Origin of the sequence: Enterobacter cloacae complex sp. IR5384, from assembly GCF_049237265.1 — a bacterium.
In the GTDB taxonomy this organism is placed as follows: domain Bacteria; phylum Pseudomonadota; class Gammaproteobacteria; order Enterobacterales; family Enterobacteriaceae; genus Enterobacter; species Enterobacter cloacae.
The window spans coordinates 1-16,114 of record NZ_JBMKHJ010000056.1; the positions used below are offsets into that span (position 1 = coordinate 1).

Sequence of the window (16,114 nt, forward strand, 5' to 3'; positions counted from 1 at the left end):
AAGCAACACCGACAGGGATGGATTTCAGAACCAGAGAAAGAAAATAAAATGCGATGCCATAACCGATTATGACAACGGCGGAAGGGGCAAGCTTAGTAAAGCCCTCGGTGCGGCGGACATTATCCGCGAACAGGCTGAACAGCACGGCATTGCGCGGGTAACGGATGTCTGGCTGGAAGTCGGCGCACTGGCGGATGTTGAGGAGAGTGCACTGCATTTCTGTTTTGATATCGCCTGCCGTGATACCGTGGCGCAGGGCTGCACACTGCATATTGATGTTATCCCGGCACAGGCATGGTGCTGGGATTGCAGCCGTGAGGCCGAAATCATGCAGCACGCCGGATGCTGTCCGCACTGCGGCAGTGAACGGCTGCGCATCAGTGAAGGTGATGATTTGCGGGTAAAAAGCCTGGAAGGTGAGTGAGTTTTACGCCGCCGCCGTATTCAGCAGCCAGCGGGCGAATTGCTGCATGGCCGGGGTTTCCGTACGGGACTGTAACCGCGTCAGCCAGTAGCCGCCGAGGGTGATTTCTGCGGCAAACGGCTGTACCAGTGCGCCTGACTGTAACAGGCGGCTGAACATACATACCGGTGCGATCGCTACCCCGGCACCCAGTTGTGCCGCCTCGGCCATGGCCAGTGAGGTATCGAACACCATTACCGGCTGTGACGGGGAAGGCGGTGTGCCGCCCGCACAATCCAGCCAGCGGCTCCATTCATCCCGGCGGAATGAGCGCAGCAGGGTAAAGCGGTGAACATCATCCGGCTGCTGTAACTGTTCTGCAATGGCCGGTGAGCACAGCGGAGCGTGTGGTGCACTGAAAATCAGTTCCGCATCTGACTCATGCCACGCGCCGTTACCGAAACGGATCGTATAATCATGCCCTTCCGCCGCCGGGTCCACATGATTGTTATGGGTGGAGATATGCAGATCAATATGCGGATGGCTGTCATAGAATCCGGCCAGACGCGGCAGCAGCCAGCCTGCGGCAAATGTTCCCACCGCACCGACTTTCACCCGCTCACGGAACTGCCCGTGAGAAAAACACTCCAGAGTATCCGCAATCCGGTCAAACGCCTCATTGAGCACCGGCAGTAATCCCTCACCTTCATGGGTCAGCACCAGCCCGCGCGAGACGCGGGTAAACAGCACACAGCCGAGTTGTTCTTCCAGCGCCCTGACCTGCTGGCTGACGGCGGCATGGGTGACATTCAGCTCAATCGCCGCGCGGGTAAAACTGAGATGACGGGCGGCGGCCTCAAAGGCGCGCAGCGGGTTAAGGGGGAGATAACGTCTGACCATAATCCACCTGTAAGTTTTTCTTTAGGCTCTTGTTATAAATAACCGTTTGTTCTGTCCGGTGAATCTGACGATACTTGCCGCCGTTACTCACACACGGAAGGTTAATTCTGATGAAAAAATCGTTATCTGCAACACTGATTTCCGCTCTGCTGGCGTTTTCCGCCCCGGGGTTTTCTGCCGCTGATAATGTCGCGGCGGTGGTGGACAGCACCATTAAACCGCTGATGGCACAGCAGGATATTCCCGGGATGGCGGTTGCCGTCTCCGTAAAGGGTAAGCCCTATTATTTCAATTATGGTTTTGCCGATATTCAGGCAAAACAGCCGGTCACTGAAAATACACTATTTGAGCTCGGATCTGTAAGTAAAACTTTCACAGGTGTGCTGGGTGCGGTTTCTGTGGCGAAAAAAGAGATGGCGCTGAATGATCCGGCGGCAAAATACCAGCCGGAGCTGGCTCTGCCGCAGTGGAAGGGGATCACATTGCTGGATCTGGCTACCTATACCGCAGGCGGACTGCCGTTACAGGTGCCGGATGCGGTAAAAAGCCGTGCGGATCTGCTGAATTTCTATCAGCAGTGGCAGCCGTCCCGGAAACCGGGCGATATGCGTCTGTATGCAAACAGCAGTATCGGCCTGTTTGGTGCTCTGACCGCAAACGCGGCGGGGATGCCGTATGAGCAGTTGCTGACTGCACGGATCCTGGCACCGCTGGGGTTATCTCACACCTTTATTACTGTGCCGGAAAGTGCGCAAAGCCAGTATGCGTACGGTTATAAAAACAAAAAACCGGTCCGCGTGTCGCCGGGACAGCTTGATGCGGAATCTTACGGCGTGAAATCCGCCTCAAAAGATATGCTGCGCTGGGCGGAAATGAATATGGAGCCGTCACGGGCCGGTAATGCGGATCTGGAAATGGCAATGTATCTCGCCCAGACCCGCTACTATAAAACCGCCGCGATTAACCAGGGGCTGGGCTGGGAAATGTATGACTGGCCGCAGCAGAAAGATATGATCATTAACGGTGTGACCAACGAGGTCGCATTGCAGCCGCATCCGGTAACAGACAACCAGGTTCAGCCGTATAACCGTGCTTCCTGGGTGCATAAAACGGGCGCAACAACTGGTTTCGGCGCCTATGTCGCCTTTATTCCGGAAAAACAGGTGGCGATTGTGATTCTGGCGAATAAAAACTACCCGAATACCGAAAGAGTCAAAGCTGCACAGGCTATTTTGAGTGCACTGGAATAATTTTTTTCCTGAACAGGCCCCTGCGGATACGCCGGGGCCGTAATTTAAGATTATTCCTTATGCAATAATTTGCTTTATGGGCTGTTTTATGGAGGATGAGAGTATCGGGCACTGACAGCTTCCGGCTGAACCGGATTTCACTGTGTGCTGCGGCAAACTGATGTCAGTCTCAACACACAGAGGAAAATGTTGTCATGGACGTTCTGCGTTTTATCCTCCGCTTACCTTTTATTTTGCTGCGTCTGGCGGCTCGCAGTCTTGTTTATCTCTTTACTCTGCTGGGTTTTCTGCTGCGCCCGTTCACCGGACGGATCCGCTGGGCGGTGCCGGGCTGGGTGACCTTTGCCGGTAATCAGCTTGCCCGGCTGGAGCGGGGGGGCAACCGCTATCCGAAAACCATATCTGCCTTATTATTACTGACTGCTGCGGTGGCAGCGGGCAGTTATTACACCTGGCACTGGTATCAGAACAAACCGAAGCCGGTGGATGTTGCGCCGCTGGTGGTGCAGGATATTTCCGCGTCTGTGCAGCGCCCTTCGGCGGTTAATTATAACCGTGATGATAATTCAGCGCAGATTGTGGTGGTGACATTCTCCCGCTCTGCCGCACCGGTAACGCTGATCGGTAAACCGGTCACCGCCGGTATTACCCTGACCCCCGCAATGGAAGGTGAGTGGCAGTGGCGTAATGACCGTAAGCTGGTATTCACGGCGAAAAAAACCTTCCCGATGGGGAAAACCTACACCGTCGATATGGATGCCAAAACACTGCTGGCTCCGCAGGTGGCGTTAACAGAGAAACAAAAAACCTTTACCACCCCTGAGTTTTATTATCGCGGCGGCCGGGCGGAGTTCTATCAGGATCCGCAAGATCCGATGAAAAAACACGCCATTATCGGCCTGACCTTCAATGCCCCCGCTGATGTCAAAAATCTGGAATCGCGTCTGTCTATGACCCGTGACGGCAAGCCGGTGCCGTATACCGTCACTGTAATGAACTGTTGTCATTTATGCTGACGCCCGTGCCGGGAGGCATTGATGTCCCAACCCAGCAGCTCGGCGAACAAAGCTGTAATTTATTATTTAGCCTGATTGCCGGTGAGAAAGGTTTACAAAATATCACCGTGGGTACACAAATATCGTTAGCCGACTCACTGGTATAAAAACTGGGGCATAACAATGCCCCAGTGCATTTTAGAATGCGTAATTCACACCGATACCTGCATAATGGAGTCTGTCGCTTTCACCTTCATTTCTATTGGTAGCGATCCCATGACACAAGAGACTACTCTGCCGCAAATTAACTGGGGGAATGTTGACTAAATGTTGCTTGCTTTTGTTGTTTCGGATATCAGGGTTGATTACCTGAATAGCGTTTCGACAATTTTGTCGCTGCCCGGCTCAACAAAGGTTCCAATACTAACGCCAGCAACATTTTTAGCGGACGTCGGGCCACGGACTTCACCGCCCACCCTGCTACCCCAGCCGGGCCATAGCGCAGCGCAGTCAGTAGCACCAGCTTACCTGCTATTTTAATGCCCGGCTTAACCCTTTGCCCGGCACGTTGCCAGCGATTATTCATTTCTAACCTCACAATTGGCGGAAGCGGCTGCGTAATGTAAAAGTATCAGACGTTACATAACGCTCCATCTCACGCAAACGCTTTTCACTTGCAGCCAGTTCACGATCGACAGCATCCAATAGCTCACCGCTTGATGGCTGCTGTTCTCCGGAAACCACGTTGTCTGGCATCGGATCCAACACAAACGTCAGTACGATGTAGGCGACAAAGGTGAAAAAGGCCAGACCAAAAAAGATGGACAGCACCACCAGGATCCGCACCAGTTTCACAGGAACATCGAGATAATGCGCAATACCCGCGCAAACCCCTTTCACCATGCCCTGCTGCGGTATACGCCACAGTTTTTTATTCAGATTAACGCCCCCCATTAGCGGTCCCTCCAGTTTGGATGTTCAGCATCAAGGATGTCTTCCAGCGCTTGAATGCGCTCACGCATCCGCTGTGCGTCCTGGTTAAGTTCTACCAGACGCTGTTGTTCACTTTGCGCCAGCTCGCCGCGACTGGAACGATTGCTGTAATGCAGCCAGAGCCAAATCGGTAAGACGAACAGCACAAAGATGGTTAACGGGATGGCCAGAAATAGCGCGCTCATGAGTACTCCTTACAGGTGATGAGCGGCGGCGCGTTCGGGCACCGCCAGATATTATTATTGCTTGTCTTGCTGCATTTTGGCTTTCAATTGCGCCAACTGCTCGCTGATTTCATCATCTGCTTTCAGGTCAGCAAATTGCTGATCCAAAGACTTCTGCTTACCGAAGTTATGGCTTTCAGCTTCAGCTTCCATTTGATCGATACGACGCTCAAAAGATTCAAAGCGAGCCATCGCTTCATCCAGTTTGCCGCTGTCCAGTTGACGACGAACATCACGGGAAGAACTCGCCGCCTGATGGCGCAACATCAATGCCTGCTGACGAGCACGGGTTTCACTGAGTTTGTTTTCCAGTTCACCGATCTCTTTTTTCATACGCGCCAGCGTATCGTCAACCAGCGTCACCTCATGCTCCAGGGAGGCAATCAGGTCAGTCAGTTTCTGCTTTTCGATTAACGCAGAACGCGCCAAATCTTCTTTTTCTTTACGCAGCGCCAGCTCTGCTTTTTCCTGCCACTCTGCCTGTTGGGCGCTGGCCTGTTCAATACGACGCGATAACTGTTTCTTTTCTGCCAGCGCGCGTGCGGAGTTGGAGCGCACCTCAACCAGCGTGTCTTCCATTTCCTGGATCATCAACCGCACCAGCTTCTGCGGATCTTCAGCCTTTTCCAGCAACGCATTAATGTTGGCGTTCACGATGTCGGCAAAACGAGAAAAAATACCCATAATGTAATCCTCACTTACTGTTCTGATATCGGGCAATGCCCTGCTGCTGTTCTAATGCACTTCGCATGCCAACTTTTTAATTCATTGAAATATTTGAAAATAACTAATTTTACCTGTCGGGATAAATAGGGTAAATTGGTGAATAACACTAACAAATGGTGAATTTCATCATGGCAGGATACAAAGATAATCTGCTGGGCGAAGCGAACAGCTTTATTGAAGTGCTGGAGCAGGTTTCTCGTCTCGCGCCGCTGGATAAACCTGTGCTGGTCATTGGGGAACGAGGAACAGGGAAAGAGCTTATCGCCAACCGCCTGCACTACCTCTCAACCCGTTGGCAAGGCCCGTTTATTTCACTTAACTGCGCCGCGCTCAACGAAAATTTACTTGATTCCGAACTCTTTGGGCACGAAGCGGGCGCCTTTACCGGCGCGCAGAAACGTCACCCAGGTCGGTTCGAGCGCGCCGATGGCGGCACACTGTTTCTTGATGAACTGGCAACCGCCCCGATGCTGGTACAGGAAAAACTGCTGCGCGTTATTGAGTACGGAGAGCTGGAACGCGTAGGCGGTAGCCAACCTCTGCAGGTCAATGTAAGACTGGTTTGCGCAACCAACGCCGACCTGCCACGCATGGTGAGTGAAGGCACGTTCCGCGCCGACCTGCTGGATCGTCTGGCCTTTGACGTGGTGCAACTTCCCCCGTTACGCGAACGTCAAAGCGATATCATGTTAATGGCTGAACATTTTGCCATTCAGATGTGCCGTGAGATCGGGTTACCGTTGTTTCCTGGGTTCACCGATGAGGCCAAAGAAACGCTCCTCCACTACCGTTGGCCGGGCAATATTCGTGAACTGAAAAACGTCGTGGAGCGTTCGGTATACCGACACGGGACCAGCGATTACCCACTGAATGAGATTGTGATTGACCCGTTCAGGCGTCACGCCGCACCGCCGCTGGCGCAAGAAACCAGACATACATCAGTAACCCTACCGCTGGATCTGCGTGAATTCCAACAGCAGCAGGAGAAGGAATTTTTGCAAACCAGCTTACAGCAGGCGAAATTTAATCAGAAAAAAGCCGCTGAATTATTAGGTCTGACCTACCATCAACTCCGCGCATTACTGAAGAAACACCAAATTTAGCGTGCAGGGGCAGACGTTGGACGCGAGAGTTAAAACAGTTTACCATGTTGCAATCACTGTATAAAAAAACAGGTTAATCATGATGACTCTGGCGTTAGTTGGCGAAAAAATTGACAGAAACAGGTTCACCGGTGAAAAAGTTGAAAATAGCACATTTTTCAACTGTGATTTTTCGGGTGCCGACCTTAGCGGCACTGAATTTATTGGCTGCCAGTTTTATGATCGAGAAAGTCAGAAAGGATGTAATTTTAGTCGCGCTAACCTGAAAGATGCCATTTTCAAAAGTTGTGATCTCTCCATGGCTGATTTCAGGAATATCAATGCGCTGGGAATCGAAATTCGCCACTGCCGGGCACAAGGGTCAGATTTTCGCGGCGCAAGTTTTATGAATATGATCACCACCCGCACCTGGTTTTGTAGCGCCTATATCACCAATACCAACTTAAGCTACGCCAACTTTTCAAAAGTCGTACTGGAAAAGTGCGAGCTGTGGGAAAACCGCTGGATGGGTACTCAGGTGCTGGGCGCAACGTTCAGTGGATCAGACCTCTCTGGCGGCGAGTTTTCATCCTTCGACTGGCGAGCAGCAAACGTTACGCACTGTGATTTGACCAATTCGGAACTGGGCGATTTAGATATCCGCGGGGTTGATTTGCAAGGCGTCAAACTGGACAGCTACCAGGCATCGTTGCTCCTGGAACGTCTTGGTATCGCTGTCATGGGTTAATGTTCAGGGAGCGGTATATGCCGCCCCCTGCCCTTATACAATATTGTCCGGGCTGGCTTTCCCCCTCAGACGTTTCGACTTCGGGGGCATAAACGTCAGAGGGTTCCGGTCCCCCCGTCAGAACACCATACCTGACCGGATGTATAGCTGTTCTCTTCAGCCGCTAAAGTGACATACAGCGGAGCAATTTCTACCGGTTGGCCAGGGCGACCAAGCGGCGCATTTGCACCAAATTTCTCAATTTTTTCCTGTGGTTGGCCGCCGCAGCACTGCAATACCGTCCAGTACGGCCCAGGCGCGACAGCATTTACACGGATCCCTTTAGGGGCCAGTTGCTTCGCCAGCGATTTAGTAAATGCCACTATCGCCGCCTTGGTCTGAGCATAATCAAGCAGGATCTCACTCGGCTCATAAGCCTGTACCGATGAGGTGTTAATAATCACGCTGTCTCGGGAGAAATGGGGAATAGCCGCCTTGGTGATCCAAAACATGGCGTAGACATTGGTCTTGAATGTCGCATCAAATTCTTCTGTGGTGAGGTCTTCGATCGATTCACAAAATTGCTGACGGCCTGCGTTATTCACCAGGATATCCAACCCTCCCAGCGCGTCTACCGCCTGTTTTACCAGATGGTTACAAAAAGTTTCGTCACGAATATCGCCGGGAATCGCCGCAACTTTTCTCCCAGCTTTTTTTATCAACTCAACAACCTCACGAGCATCGTCCTCTTCTTCAGGTAAATAATTAATCGCGACATCGGCGCCTTCGCGGGCATAGGCAATGGCAACAGCACGCCCAATACCTGAATCACCACCGGTAATTAATACCTTGCGACCATTTAACCTGCCGCTTCCCTGATAGCTTTGTTCGCCATGATCGGGGCGCGGTTGCATTTTTCCGGCGAGCCCCGGAAAAGGTTGTTTTTGATGTGGAAAAGGCGGCTGCGGAAAACGCTCTGAATTAGTTTTATTGGTGGTCTGTTTTCCTTTATTTAGGTCAGTCATTCAATCACCTCTCGTGAGTCATCATTCATCGCAAAGACTAATAAGCGTAGAACAAAATGAATGACATGGTCTTTATAATTTACCTACCACTTAATTTTCTCCTAATATTAACCTGGCTCTCACGACGATAACTTCACATAGCATTGAAATATTTCCTAGGATAAGTCCTGGTTTATTTATTTGTTCTTCCAGGCTGACACTTCTTCAATCAATACCGCCAGGCTAAAACGTACCGCCTTTTCAATGACGTCCTGGCAATCCCCGGAAAAACACTCACGTTTTGTTATTATCTGTCCGCGGAAATTCCACGCAAACCACACGGTTCCTGCGGGAGTACCATCCTCCCCACCCTCCGGCCCTGCATATCCGCTGATGGCTATACTGATATCGGTTTCGGCTTGCTGACGTATTCCTACAGACATCTCACTGACCGTTTGCTCACTAACGGCGCTATATTTCTTCAGCGTACTGGCCCGCACGTCGAGCATTTTCTGCTTGGCGCGATCGCTAAAGGTTATAACGCCGATATCATAAAATTCTGCGGTATCCGCCTGTGCGCAAAGCGCCGCGGCCAGCTTTCCTCCTGTACAGGATTCTGCGGTGGTCAACGTTAAATCGCTATCAATGAGCGTGTTTGCAAGCCGTTTTGTCAGTTCATTGACTGTTTTTGCGTCATTGTACTCCGTATTCATTACCGCCTCGCTAATTCTCTTCAGGAATGACAGAAATATGTCCGTTGCGTTCCAGAATGGCATACTTGATTTTACTTGATTCGGTAATCCCCTGATTTTGTCGCGCAGCGACTAATATATCTTCAAGAGAGACATCCACTTTCTTCATTTTATCTAATAAAGGGATCCCGTGATCAAGCAGGATAACCGGGGAACCATCCAGCACGGATTCGGCCCCACCCACCTTTTTTTTAATGAAACCGAACAGAATATCAATAGTAACCAGAGTGACAATCGTGATCATGGCGCCGGTTATCGAAAAATCATTACCCAACAAGGCTTGTTGAGTTGCTTCACTGATAATCAGTAATAAAATCAGATCGAAGCTGGTCATTTGTAATAATGCCCGGCGACCTGCTATTTTGAAAACCACCAGCAAAATAAGGTAAATGGCGGATGCCCGGAAGACCATCTCCATACTCACCTCCTAGGGATAAATAAATTGTCTGAAGCGGATTTCAGGTTCGCCATTTAGCTGGAGAAAACTCTTTACGCTTCCTGGCTTCACGGGCGTAACCCGCAGCCAGATAGTAAAGTTCTGCATTGCTTCAGAATCATTGTAGACGAGGTAAAGATCGTTCCCCTTGCTGTACATGCTGTCTGGCTGCGGCCAAATATTTTCCATTTCATAAAATTTGTTGAAATCGCCGCCAATGCGCAACGTCTTGTTCACAGAATCATACTTTTGTGCAGAGATTTTAAATTTAAATTCCGTTTGCAAGCGCCCAAACCTTTCGTACTGTAACCCTGTTGTCTTTAAGGTGTTTTTTCTCGTCACCTCACTTAAATATCCGCCGGAAAACGCTCCCACCGAAGCAAGAAAAACAATGCAGAGCAAACAGATAAAACCAATCTTGTGAAAGCCAGATTCAAAATTCAGAAAACGCAGGCTCTCTTTTACTCCTTGAAAATGGGTTTTCTCTCTGTTCATCTCCCCGCCTCGCTTATATAACACCAAGCCGTTGTTTTATTGAAAAATTACAATTTGAGACTTATCCCACTCGCCAGATTAATAAATAGCTACCAAACTTAATAAGTCAAATCAATTTCAATGGAGGCTCTATGAAAATATCGTTCGCCCCCTTACTGTTCTGTTTTTTATTGCCATCAGCGTTTGCCGATGATAATGGCGGATTGAAAAAAGATACCGCCCCGCCACCTGCCCATGCACTGGATGAAGGCTATCGCGGCACTGAAAATGCAAGAATCATGACCGTCGAACAAGCTAAAACCATGCATGACGGTGCGACCATCTCTTTACGAGGTAATCTCATTGAGGATCAGGGAGGAGATAAGTTTATCTTCCGTGACAAAACCGGCAGTATCAATACGCTAATCCCGCTTGCGGTCTTTGATGGCCGAACGATAAAACCCGATCAAATGATCAGCATTAACGGTAGCCTTGACGCTAAAATGCAACCGCCGGTGGTGCGCGTTAATAAAATCCAGAAGTAATACCTCAGCCGGGAAGAAATTCACTCTTCCCGCCTCCCACACAACAGATTCATTTTCCCCGTCAGACACCTCACATAATCTCTCTGGCAGCAAATCCAGCGTTTAAGCGAGTCAGAGGGGCCATGAAAATGCTAAGATAGCTACAAGAGTATATGCAAAGTGGATAGCGGGTATGAATTTTGACCAGTACGCGATGTCGAATTCGCGGTTATCAACCCCACTGCCCCAAAAACAAACGGTAATGGCAAATGTCATTAAGTATTAGTAAGATAGCTTCTTTATATATAACCCTTTAAAATTATGCGCCTGGTTTTATCATCTCTGATCGTGATGGCTGGATTTCTGAGTGGTCAGGCTGCAGCTGCGCCTGAGCAGGCCTCGTACGCTGATATTCGTGACAGTGGCTTTGTCTATTGCGTTAGCGGGCAGGTCAATACGTTCAATCCACAAAAAGCAAGCAGCGGTCTCATCGTAGACACATTAGCGGCCCAATTGTATGACCGACTGCTTGATGTCGATCCCTACACCTATCGCCTGGTGCCAGAACTGGCTGAAAGCTGGGAAGTATTAGATAACGGCGCAACCTACCGCTTCCATTTACGACGCGATGTTCCGTTTCAAAAGACTGCCTGGTTCACGCCCACCCGCAAACTAAATGCGGACGATGTGGTATTTACCTTCGAGCGCATCTTTGATCGCCAGCATCCGTGGCATAATGTCAATGGTAGCAGTTTTCCTTATTTTGATAGCCTGCAGTTCGCCGATAACGTCCAAAGCGTGCGTAAACTGGACAACAACACCGTTGAATTTCGCTTAAATCAACCCGACGCCTCCTTCTTGTGGCACCTTGCCACACATTATGCCTCTGTGATGTCGGCCGAATATGCCGCCAAATTAGCAAAACAGGATCGCCAGGAATTACTCGACAGACAACCCGTCGGCACAGGCCCGTACCAACTTTCAGAAAATCGTGCAGGCCAATATATTCGCCTACAACGGCATGAAAAATTCTGGCGTGGTACCCCCTTGATGCCGCAGGTCGTGGTGGATCTCGGCTCTGGCGGGACCGGACGCTTATCGAAATTACTGACCGGCGAGTGCGACGTCCTGGCATGGCCTGCCGCCAGCCAGCTCAGCATACTGCGTGATGACCCGCGGCTGCGCCTGACGCTGCGTCCGGGGATGAATATCGCCTATCTGGCGTTCAACACGGATAAACCGCCGTTGAACAACCCTGCCGTACGACATGCGCTAGCGCTGGCCATTAACAACCAACGGTTAATGCAATCTATTTACTACGGTACGGCGGAAACCGCGGCATCTATTTTGCCTCGCGCCTCGTGGGCTTATGACAACGAAGCTAAAATTACCGAGTACAACCCGGCAAAATCGCGCGAGCAGTTAAAAGCGCTGGGGCTGGAAAACCTGACGTTACAACTCTGGGTACCTACCAGCTCTCAGGCCTGGAACCCCAGTCCGCTGAAAACCGCAGAGCTGATTCAGGCTGATATGGCTCAGGTGGGTGTGAAAGTGAAGATCATCCCGGTAGAGGGCCGTTTTCAGGAGGCGCGATTAATGGATATGAACCATGATCTGACGTTGTCCGGTTGGGCAACTGACAGTAACGATCCTGACAGCTTTTTCCGACCGATGCTTAGCTGTGCCGCCATTAACTCGCAGACCAATTTTGCCCACTGGTGCAATCCCGAGTTTGACAGCATTTTGCGCAAAGCCCTCTCTTCGCAACAACTCTCCTCGCGAATTGATGCCTACGACGAAGCGCAAAATATTCTTGCGCGCGAGTTGCCGATCCTGCCTCTGGCCTCTTCGCTCCGTTTGCAGGCTTACCGCTATGACATCAAAGGGCTGGTGCTCAGTCCGTTCGGCAACGCTTCTTTTGCCGGGGTTTCCAGGGAAAAGGCTGACGAGGTGAAAAAACCATGATTATCTTCACCCTACGCCGATTTTTATTATTGCTGGTCACTTTGTTCTTCCTGACCTTTATTGGCTTCAGTCTGAGTTATTTCACCCCCCATGCGCCGTTACAGGGCGCATCGCTGTGGAACGCTTGGGTATTCTGGTTCAATGGCCTGATTCACTGGGATTTTGGTGTGTCCAGTATTAACGGCCAGTTGATCTCAGAACAACTGAAAGAGGTGTTCCCGGCAACAATGGAACTGTGCATTCTGGCATTTGGTTTTGCACTAATGGTCGGGATCCCCATCGGCATGTTGGCGGGCATAACGCGTAATAAATGGCAGGATCGTTGCATCAGCGCATTGGCTCTGATGGGCTTCTCTATTCCGGTTTTTTGGCTGGCGCTGCTGCTGACGTTGCTATTCTCACTAACCCTCGGCTGGTTACCCGTATCAGGGCGTTTTGATCTGCTTTATGAAGTAAAACCCGTAACCGGGTTTGCCATTATTGACGCCTGGATCTCCGACTCGCCCTGGCGCGATGAAATGCTGGTCAGTGCCATCCGCCATATGGTGCTTCCGGTGTTAACGCTCTCCGTGGCACCGACGACGGAAGTTATTCGTCTGATGCGTATCAGCACTATTGAGGTCTTTGATCAAAACTATGTCAAAGCGGCGGCGACTCGTGGTCTGTCACGGTTAACGATTTTACGCCGTCACGTACTGCACAACGCTCTCCCACCGGTTATCCCGCGCCTGGGGTTACAGTTTTCCACCATGCTGACGCTGGCGATGATCACCGAGATGGTCTTTAGCTGGCCAGGTCTTGGCCGTTGGCTGATTAACGCGATTCGCCAGCAGGATTACGCGGCGATTTCGGCGGGTGTGATGGTGATTGGCTCACTGGTTATCATTGTTAACGTGATCTCTGATATTTTGGGTGCTATGGCTAACCCTCTGAAACATAAGGAATGGTATGCCTTACGATAGCGTCTACAGCGAAAAGCGCCCGCCTGGTACGCTGCGCACCGCATGGCGCAATTTTTACGGCGATGCAACCGCAATGATCGGCCTGTATGGCTGTGCTGGACTGGCAATTCTGTGTATTTTTGGTGGTTGGTTCGCGCCTTATGGCATCGACCAGCAGTTTCTTGGCTACCAGCTTTTGCCGCCGTCATGGTCACGCTATGGCGAAGTCTCTTTCTTCCTCGGGACTGATGACCTGGGGCGTGATGTTTTAAGCCGCCTGCTTAGCGGTGCGGCCCCGACCGTGGGCGGTGCGTTTGTCGTCACCCTTGCCGCCACGTTGTGTGGCTTATTGCTTGGCGTGGTTGCCGGGGCAACACACGGTTTGCGCTCCGCGGTGCTGAATCACATTCTGGACACCCTGCTGTCGATCCCTTCACTGTTGCTGGCGATTATTGTGGGGTATAGGAAGTATAAACCACCTTTTTGCTCCTCATCCGAAGTATCTTACCTGAAATTCCCTCACTCGTTTACCGCTCAAGCCCCAATTTTAACTGCCGGTCCAGCCTAAACCGCTCTAATAAGGTTCGATTTGGCGGTAAAATCTCTAGCCTGATAGCTCGAGAGATACAAACTGCCCCACCGCCCCGTTTAAAAGTTGGCAGTGTTGAGCAGTGTTGGATTTGGGGTCGTCAGTCAAAGAGACGACTCTGTGATGGATCGAACAGGCTGGGAGTCAGTGGCGGCGCTCGTTCTGGTGGCAGCTCACGCTGCTTGGCGGCATTCGCCTTGGCTGTTTTCTGTTTCAGATGCTTGAGAATCTGCTCAATGACCTTCGGATCTTCGATGCTGGCAATCACTTTGACGTGACCGCCGCAGTGTTCGCAGACTTCAATATCAATATTGAAGACTCGCTTGAGGCGTTGCATCCAGGTCATGGCGCGGTGGCGCTCTGCAGGACTCTTGTCACGCCAGTTAGTATCGAGACCTTCCGATTTGTCGGGCTTCTTGCCCCGCTTGGCGGGTGTTACTTGAACTCGGTGTTTGCTGTTCGGTGCAAAGACGCCGTGGAAGCGTGTGAGGTTGACTCGCGGCTTAGGTACCAACGCAGCGAGTTTGGCGATGAAGTCCAGCGGCTCGAAGATCACATGGGTGGTGCCATTGCGGTACGGAGTTTTGAGCTCGTAACGCACCTGCCCATTGGCGGTTAATGCCAGACGTTTTTCTGAAACCGCTGGCCGACTAATGTAGCGACACAAGCGCTCAAGCTTATCCCGCTGATGCGCTTCGGCCATCACACCGGCGTGTAGCGAGAAACCAGCATGGTTGGCTACTCGACTGCTTGAGTCGGCTTTATCCTCACGCCCTGGCAAGGTTTGCAGGGTGAAGACTTTGCGCCCTTGCTGGGGGCCGACGGCAATGCGATACGTAACCGAAGCACCATGTAATTGAGTCAGCGTATCGTCTTCGCCCTCTTCCAGTGTCAACCACGTATTCTCGGCATCACGCTCCAAAATCCCACGCTTTTCCATGCAGCGAGCGATGCGATGGCTGAGGGTGTGAGCGAGCGTATTCAGCTCATCGTAAGTGGGTGCCTTGACACGATGGAAGCGTTGCTTGCCATAGTCATCTTCGGCATAGACACCATCGAGAAACAGCATGTGGTAGTGGACATTGAGATTTAGCGCGGAGCCAAAGCGTTGGATAAGAGTCACTGAGCCAGTTTGTGCAGAGGCTTTGGTGTAACCGGCTTTTTTGATCAGATGAGTTGAGAGTGTACGATAGACGATACTCAAGACCTGGCCCATCAGCTGGGGATGGCGAGCCAGCAAAAAGCGTAGCTGGAAAGGAAAGCTGAGCACCCACTGGCGAATGGGCTCCTTGGGGAAGACTTCGTCTATCAGCAGCGCCGCACTCTCGGCCATCCGGCGGGCACCGCAGCTAGGGCAAAAGCCGCGTCGTTTACAGCTGAAGGCGACCAGACGCTCGTGATGACAATCCTCGCAGCGAACCCGCATGAAACCATACTCCAGACGGCCACATTGGAGGAGGTCGTTGAATTCTTGTTGGATGTAGCGAGGCAGGTGTTGACCTTGGGCTTCGAGTGAGGCTTTGAAGGCTGGGTAGTGCTGCTCAACCAGCTGGTAGAGCAGCGTCTGGTCGGGTTGGTGGCGTTCGTAACCGTTTGTTTGAGTGGGCGATTGACTCGCCGTGGCGTTCCTTGCCAGCGACATGGGTATCCTCCGCTGATACTGTGGTTATGTACAGTATCAGCGGCTTGCGTTCAGACGTCCAGTCTGGCCCTAGACATCGCTAAATGCTTAACCCGCAATAGCCCTCACGAGTTGTTATCAGCCACTACCGGTTGAGCGAGAAGGTTTTGGGTTCAGGGTGCTATTGCTCCACCAATCACAATACTGAAGCCCCAACTGTTATCAGTTGGGGCTTTTTCTTGTCTGTTTGCGGCGGTTGCGTTTTATCGGTAGTCGTCGAGCTCTGCACCATCCCACATAAGAGCTTAACGGTGCGATCTTCAACGCCATCACACAAAACTTTCTTTTTCACGCACAGTCAACTTATTGGATGTTTTATTAACAACCCAAAAGGAGATATTTAGCGGGCGGCCGGAAGGTGAATGCTAGGCATGATCTAACCCTCGGTCTCTGGCGTCGCGACTGCGAAATTTCGCGAGGGTTTCCGAGAAGGTGATTGCGCTTCGCA

At 51.2% G+C, this 16,114-nt stretch carries 19 protein-coding genes and 2 pseudogenes; 10 read left to right on the top strand and 11 right to left on the bottom strand.

Annotated elements, in window-relative coordinates:
- Positions 1 to 166 (bottom strand): DMT family transporter (locus ACOTX3_RS24670; RefSeq protein WP_421625687.1); only part of this gene is annotated, 166 nt, incomplete at its 3' end.
- Here ACOTX3_RS24670 and hypA point away from each other — a divergent pair.
- Positions 119 to 424, top strand: a complete 306-nt coding sequence (gene hypA, locus ACOTX3_RS24675) for a hydrogenase maturation nickel metallochaperone HypA (protein ID WP_050583588.1) — start codon at positions 119 to 121, stop codon at positions 422 to 424. The two genes, ACOTX3_RS24670 and hypA, sit on opposite strands and share 48 nt — an antisense overlap.
- Positions 425 to 427: 3 nt before the next feature.
- Here the strand turns inward: hypA and ampR are convergent, their stop codons facing one another.
- On the bottom strand, positions 428 to 1,303 hold the full coding sequence (gene ampR / locus ACOTX3_RS24680) for a LysR family transcriptional regulator AmpR (protein ID WP_004193231.1): 876 nt from the start codon (positions 1,301 to 1,303) through the stop codon (positions 428 to 430).
- A 110-nt stretch (positions 1,304 to 1,413) separates the two neighbouring features.
- Between ampR and ACOTX3_RS24685 the strand changes: the two genes are divergently transcribed.
- The 3 genes and pseudogenes from ACOTX3_RS24685 to ACOTX3_RS24695 all read left to right on the top strand — a co-directional run.
- Entirely contained in the window at positions 1,414 to 2,553 is a 1,140-nt protein-coding gene (locus ACOTX3_RS24685) for an extended-spectrum class C beta-lactamase DHA-1 (RefSeq protein ID WP_004236386.1), read from the top strand.
- Positions 2,554 to 2,747: 194 nt separating this feature from the next.
- Positions 2,748 to 3,569, top strand: a complete 822-nt coding sequence (locus ACOTX3_RS24690; RefSeq protein ID WP_013214003.1) for a hypothetical protein — start codon at positions 2,748 to 2,750, stop codon at positions 3,567 to 3,569.
- Positions 3,527 to 3,715, top strand: a pseudogene (locus tag ACOTX3_RS24695) (LacI family transcriptional regulator); the annotation flags it as partial. The gene ACOTX3_RS24690 and the pseudogene ACOTX3_RS24695, both read left to right, overlap by 43 nt.
- Positions 3,716 to 3,903: 188 nt before the next feature.
- Here ACOTX3_RS24695 and pspD read toward each other — a convergent pair.
- The 4 genes from pspD to pspA are packed head-to-tail and all read right to left on the bottom strand — an operon-like array spanning position 3,904 to position 5,449.
- Positions 3,904 to 4,134, bottom strand: coding sequence for a phage shock protein PspD (gene pspD, locus ACOTX3_RS24700; RefSeq protein ID WP_004193241.1), 231 nt, complete (start codon positions 4,132 to 4,134; stop codon positions 3,904 to 3,906).
- Between the two features lie 8 nt (positions 4,135 to 4,142).
- Entirely contained in the window at positions 4,143 to 4,502 is a 360-nt protein-coding gene (pspC, locus tag ACOTX3_RS24705; protein WP_004193243.1) for an envelope stress response membrane protein PspC, read from the bottom strand.
- Positions 4,502 to 4,726 (bottom strand): envelope stress response membrane protein PspB, encoded by a 225-nt coding sequence (pspB, locus tag ACOTX3_RS24710; protein ID WP_004193245.1) that lies wholly within the window; start codon positions 4,724 to 4,726, stop codon positions 4,502 to 4,504. The genes pspC and pspB overlap by 1 nt, the downstream gene beginning before the upstream one ends.
- A 54-nt stretch (positions 4,727 to 4,780) precedes the next feature.
- Entirely contained in the window at positions 4,781 to 5,449 is a 669-nt protein-coding gene (gene pspA / locus ACOTX3_RS24715) for a phage shock protein PspA (RefSeq protein WP_003020532.1), read from the bottom strand.
- Positions 5,450 to 5,604: 155 nt separating this feature from the next.
- Here pspA and pspF point away from each other — a divergent pair, with 155 nt between their 5' ends.
- Both pspF and ACOTX3_RS24725 read left to right on the top strand, forming a co-directional pair.
- Positions 5,605 to 6,594: a phage shock protein operon transcriptional activator gene (gene pspF / locus ACOTX3_RS24720; protein ID WP_017900991.1), complete on the top strand. Its 990-nt coding sequence runs from the start codon at positions 5,605 to 5,607 to the stop codon at positions 6,592 to 6,594.
- 82 nt (positions 6,595 to 6,676) lie between these two features.
- Positions 6,677 to 7,321, top strand: a complete 645-nt coding sequence (locus ACOTX3_RS24725) for a quinolone resistance pentapeptide repeat protein QnrB4 (protein WP_017900990.1) — start codon at positions 6,677 to 6,679, stop codon at positions 7,319 to 7,321.
- A 95-nt stretch (positions 7,322 to 7,416) separates the two neighbouring features.
- Here the strand turns inward: ACOTX3_RS24725 and ACOTX3_RS24730 are convergent, their stop codons facing one another.
- The 4 genes from ACOTX3_RS24730 to ACOTX3_RS24745 form a co-directional block, all read right to left on the bottom strand.
- On the bottom strand, positions 7,417 to 8,325 hold the full coding sequence (locus ACOTX3_RS24730) for an SDR family oxidoreductase (RefSeq protein WP_004193260.1): 909 nt from the start codon (positions 8,323 to 8,325) through the stop codon (positions 7,417 to 7,419).
- A gap of 176 nt (positions 8,326 to 8,501) precedes the next feature.
- Positions 8,502 to 9,017, bottom strand: a complete 516-nt coding sequence (locus ACOTX3_RS24735) for a 2-oxo-tetronate isomerase (RefSeq protein WP_017900989.1) — start codon at positions 9,015 to 9,017, stop codon at positions 8,502 to 8,504.
- A 10-nt stretch (positions 9,018 to 9,027) separates the two neighbouring features.
- Positions 9,028 to 9,474 (bottom strand): DUF421 domain-containing protein, encoded by a 447-nt coding sequence (locus ACOTX3_RS24740; protein ID WP_004193264.1) that lies wholly within the window; start codon positions 9,472 to 9,474, stop codon positions 9,028 to 9,030.
- A gap of 9 nt (positions 9,475 to 9,483) precedes the next feature.
- Positions 9,484 to 9,987: a hypothetical protein gene (locus tag ACOTX3_RS24745; protein ID WP_004193267.1), complete on the bottom strand. Its 504-nt coding sequence runs from the start codon at positions 9,985 to 9,987 to the stop codon at positions 9,484 to 9,486.
- A 131-nt stretch (positions 9,988 to 10,118) separates the two neighbouring features.
- Here ACOTX3_RS24745 and ACOTX3_RS24750 point away from each other — a divergent pair, with 131 nt between their 5' ends.
- From ACOTX3_RS24750 to ACOTX3_RS24765, 4 genes and pseudogenes are all read left to right on the top strand, one after another.
- On the top strand, positions 10,119 to 10,511 hold the full coding sequence (locus ACOTX3_RS24750) for a YdeI family stress tolerance OB fold protein (RefSeq protein ID WP_004193269.1): 393 nt from the start codon (positions 10,119 to 10,121) through the stop codon (positions 10,509 to 10,511).
- Between the two features lie 300 nt (positions 10,512 to 10,811).
- The gene (gene sapA, locus ACOTX3_RS24755) at positions 10,812 to 12,455 is read left to right on the top strand and encodes an ABC transporter substrate-binding protein SapA (RefSeq protein WP_004193272.1); all 1,644 of its coding nucleotides are present in this window, start codon (positions 10,812 to 10,814) and stop codon (positions 12,453 to 12,455) included.
- A complete protein-coding gene (gene sapB / locus ACOTX3_RS24760) occupies positions 12,452 to 13,417 on the top strand; it encodes a peptide ABC transporter permease SapB (protein WP_004193276.1) in 966 nt (321 codons plus the stop codon). Before sapA ends, sapB begins: the two co-directional genes overlap by 4 nt.
- Positions 13,404 to 13,853, top strand: a pseudogene (locus ACOTX3_RS24765) (peptide ABC transporter permease); the annotation flags it as partial. The gene sapB and the pseudogene ACOTX3_RS24765, both read left to right, overlap by 14 nt.
- Positions 13,854 to 14,085: 232 nt before the next feature.
- On the opposite strand, the gene ACOTX3_RS24770 reads toward ACOTX3_RS24765, so the two are convergent.
- Positions 14,086 to 15,627, bottom strand: a complete 1,542-nt coding sequence (locus ACOTX3_RS24770; RefSeq protein WP_000050481.1) for an IS91-like element ISCR1 family transposase — start codon at positions 15,625 to 15,627, stop codon at positions 14,086 to 14,088.
- Positions 15,628 to 16,114 lie beyond the last annotated feature (487 nt).

Coding starts and splice junctions, on each gene's coding strand:
- ACOTX3_RS24690 (WP_013214003.1), top strand. CDS start 2,748: ATGGACGTTCTGCGTTTTATCCTCCGCTTACCTTTTATTTTGCTGCGT.
- pspD (WP_004193241.1), bottom strand. CDS start 4,134: ATGAATAATCGCTGGCAACGTGCCGGGCAAAGGGTTAAGCCGGGCATT.
- sapB (WP_004193276.1), top strand. CDS start 12,452: ATGATTATCTTCACCCTACGCCGATTTTTATTATTGCTGGTCACTTTG.
- pspF (WP_017900991.1), top strand. CDS start 5,605: ATGGTGAATTTCATCATGGCAGGATACAAAGATAATCTGCTGGGCGAA.
- ACOTX3_RS24740 (WP_004193264.1), bottom strand. CDS start 9,474: ATGGAGATGGTCTTCCGGGCATCCGCCATTTACCTTATTTTGCTGGTG.
- ACOTX3_RS24735 (WP_017900989.1), bottom strand. CDS start 9,017: ATGAATACGGAGTACAATGACGCAAAAACAGTCAATGAACTGACAAAA.
- ACOTX3_RS24725 (WP_017900990.1), top strand. CDS start 6,677: ATGACTCTGGCGTTAGTTGGCGAAAAAATTGACAGAAACAGGTTCACC.
- ACOTX3_RS24750 (WP_004193269.1), top strand. CDS start 10,119: ATGAAAATATCGTTCGCCCCCTTACTGTTCTGTTTTTTATTGCCATCA.
- ampR (WP_004193231.1), bottom strand. CDS start 1,303: ATGGTCAGACGTTATCTCCCCCTTAACCCGCTGCGCGCCTTTGAGGCC.
- ACOTX3_RS24770 (WP_000050481.1), bottom strand. CDS start 15,627: ATGTCGCTGGCAAGGAACGCCACGGCGAGTCAATCGCCCACTCAAACA.
- ACOTX3_RS24745 (WP_004193267.1), bottom strand. CDS start 9,987: ATGAACAGAGAGAAAACCCATTTTCAAGGAGTAAAAGAGAGCCTGCGT.
- ACOTX3_RS24730 (WP_004193260.1), bottom strand. CDS start 8,325: ATGACTGACCTAAATAAAGGAAAACAGACCACCAATAAAACTAATTCA.
- pspC (WP_004193243.1), bottom strand. CDS start 4,502: ATGGGGGGCGTTAATCTGAATAAAAAACTGTGGCGTATACCGCAGCAG.
- pspA (WP_003020532.1), bottom strand. CDS start 5,449: ATGGGTATTTTTTCTCGTTTTGCCGACATCGTGAACGCCAACATTAAT.
- sapA (WP_004193272.1), top strand. CDS start 10,812: ATGCGCCTGGTTTTATCATCTCTGATCGTGATGGCTGGATTTCTGAGT.
- ACOTX3_RS24685 (WP_004236386.1), top strand. CDS start 1,414: ATGAAAAAATCGTTATCTGCAACACTGATTTCCGCTCTGCTGGCGTTT.
- pspB (WP_004193245.1), bottom strand. CDS start 4,726: ATGAGCGCGCTATTTCTGGCCATCCCGTTAACCATCTTTGTGCTGTTC.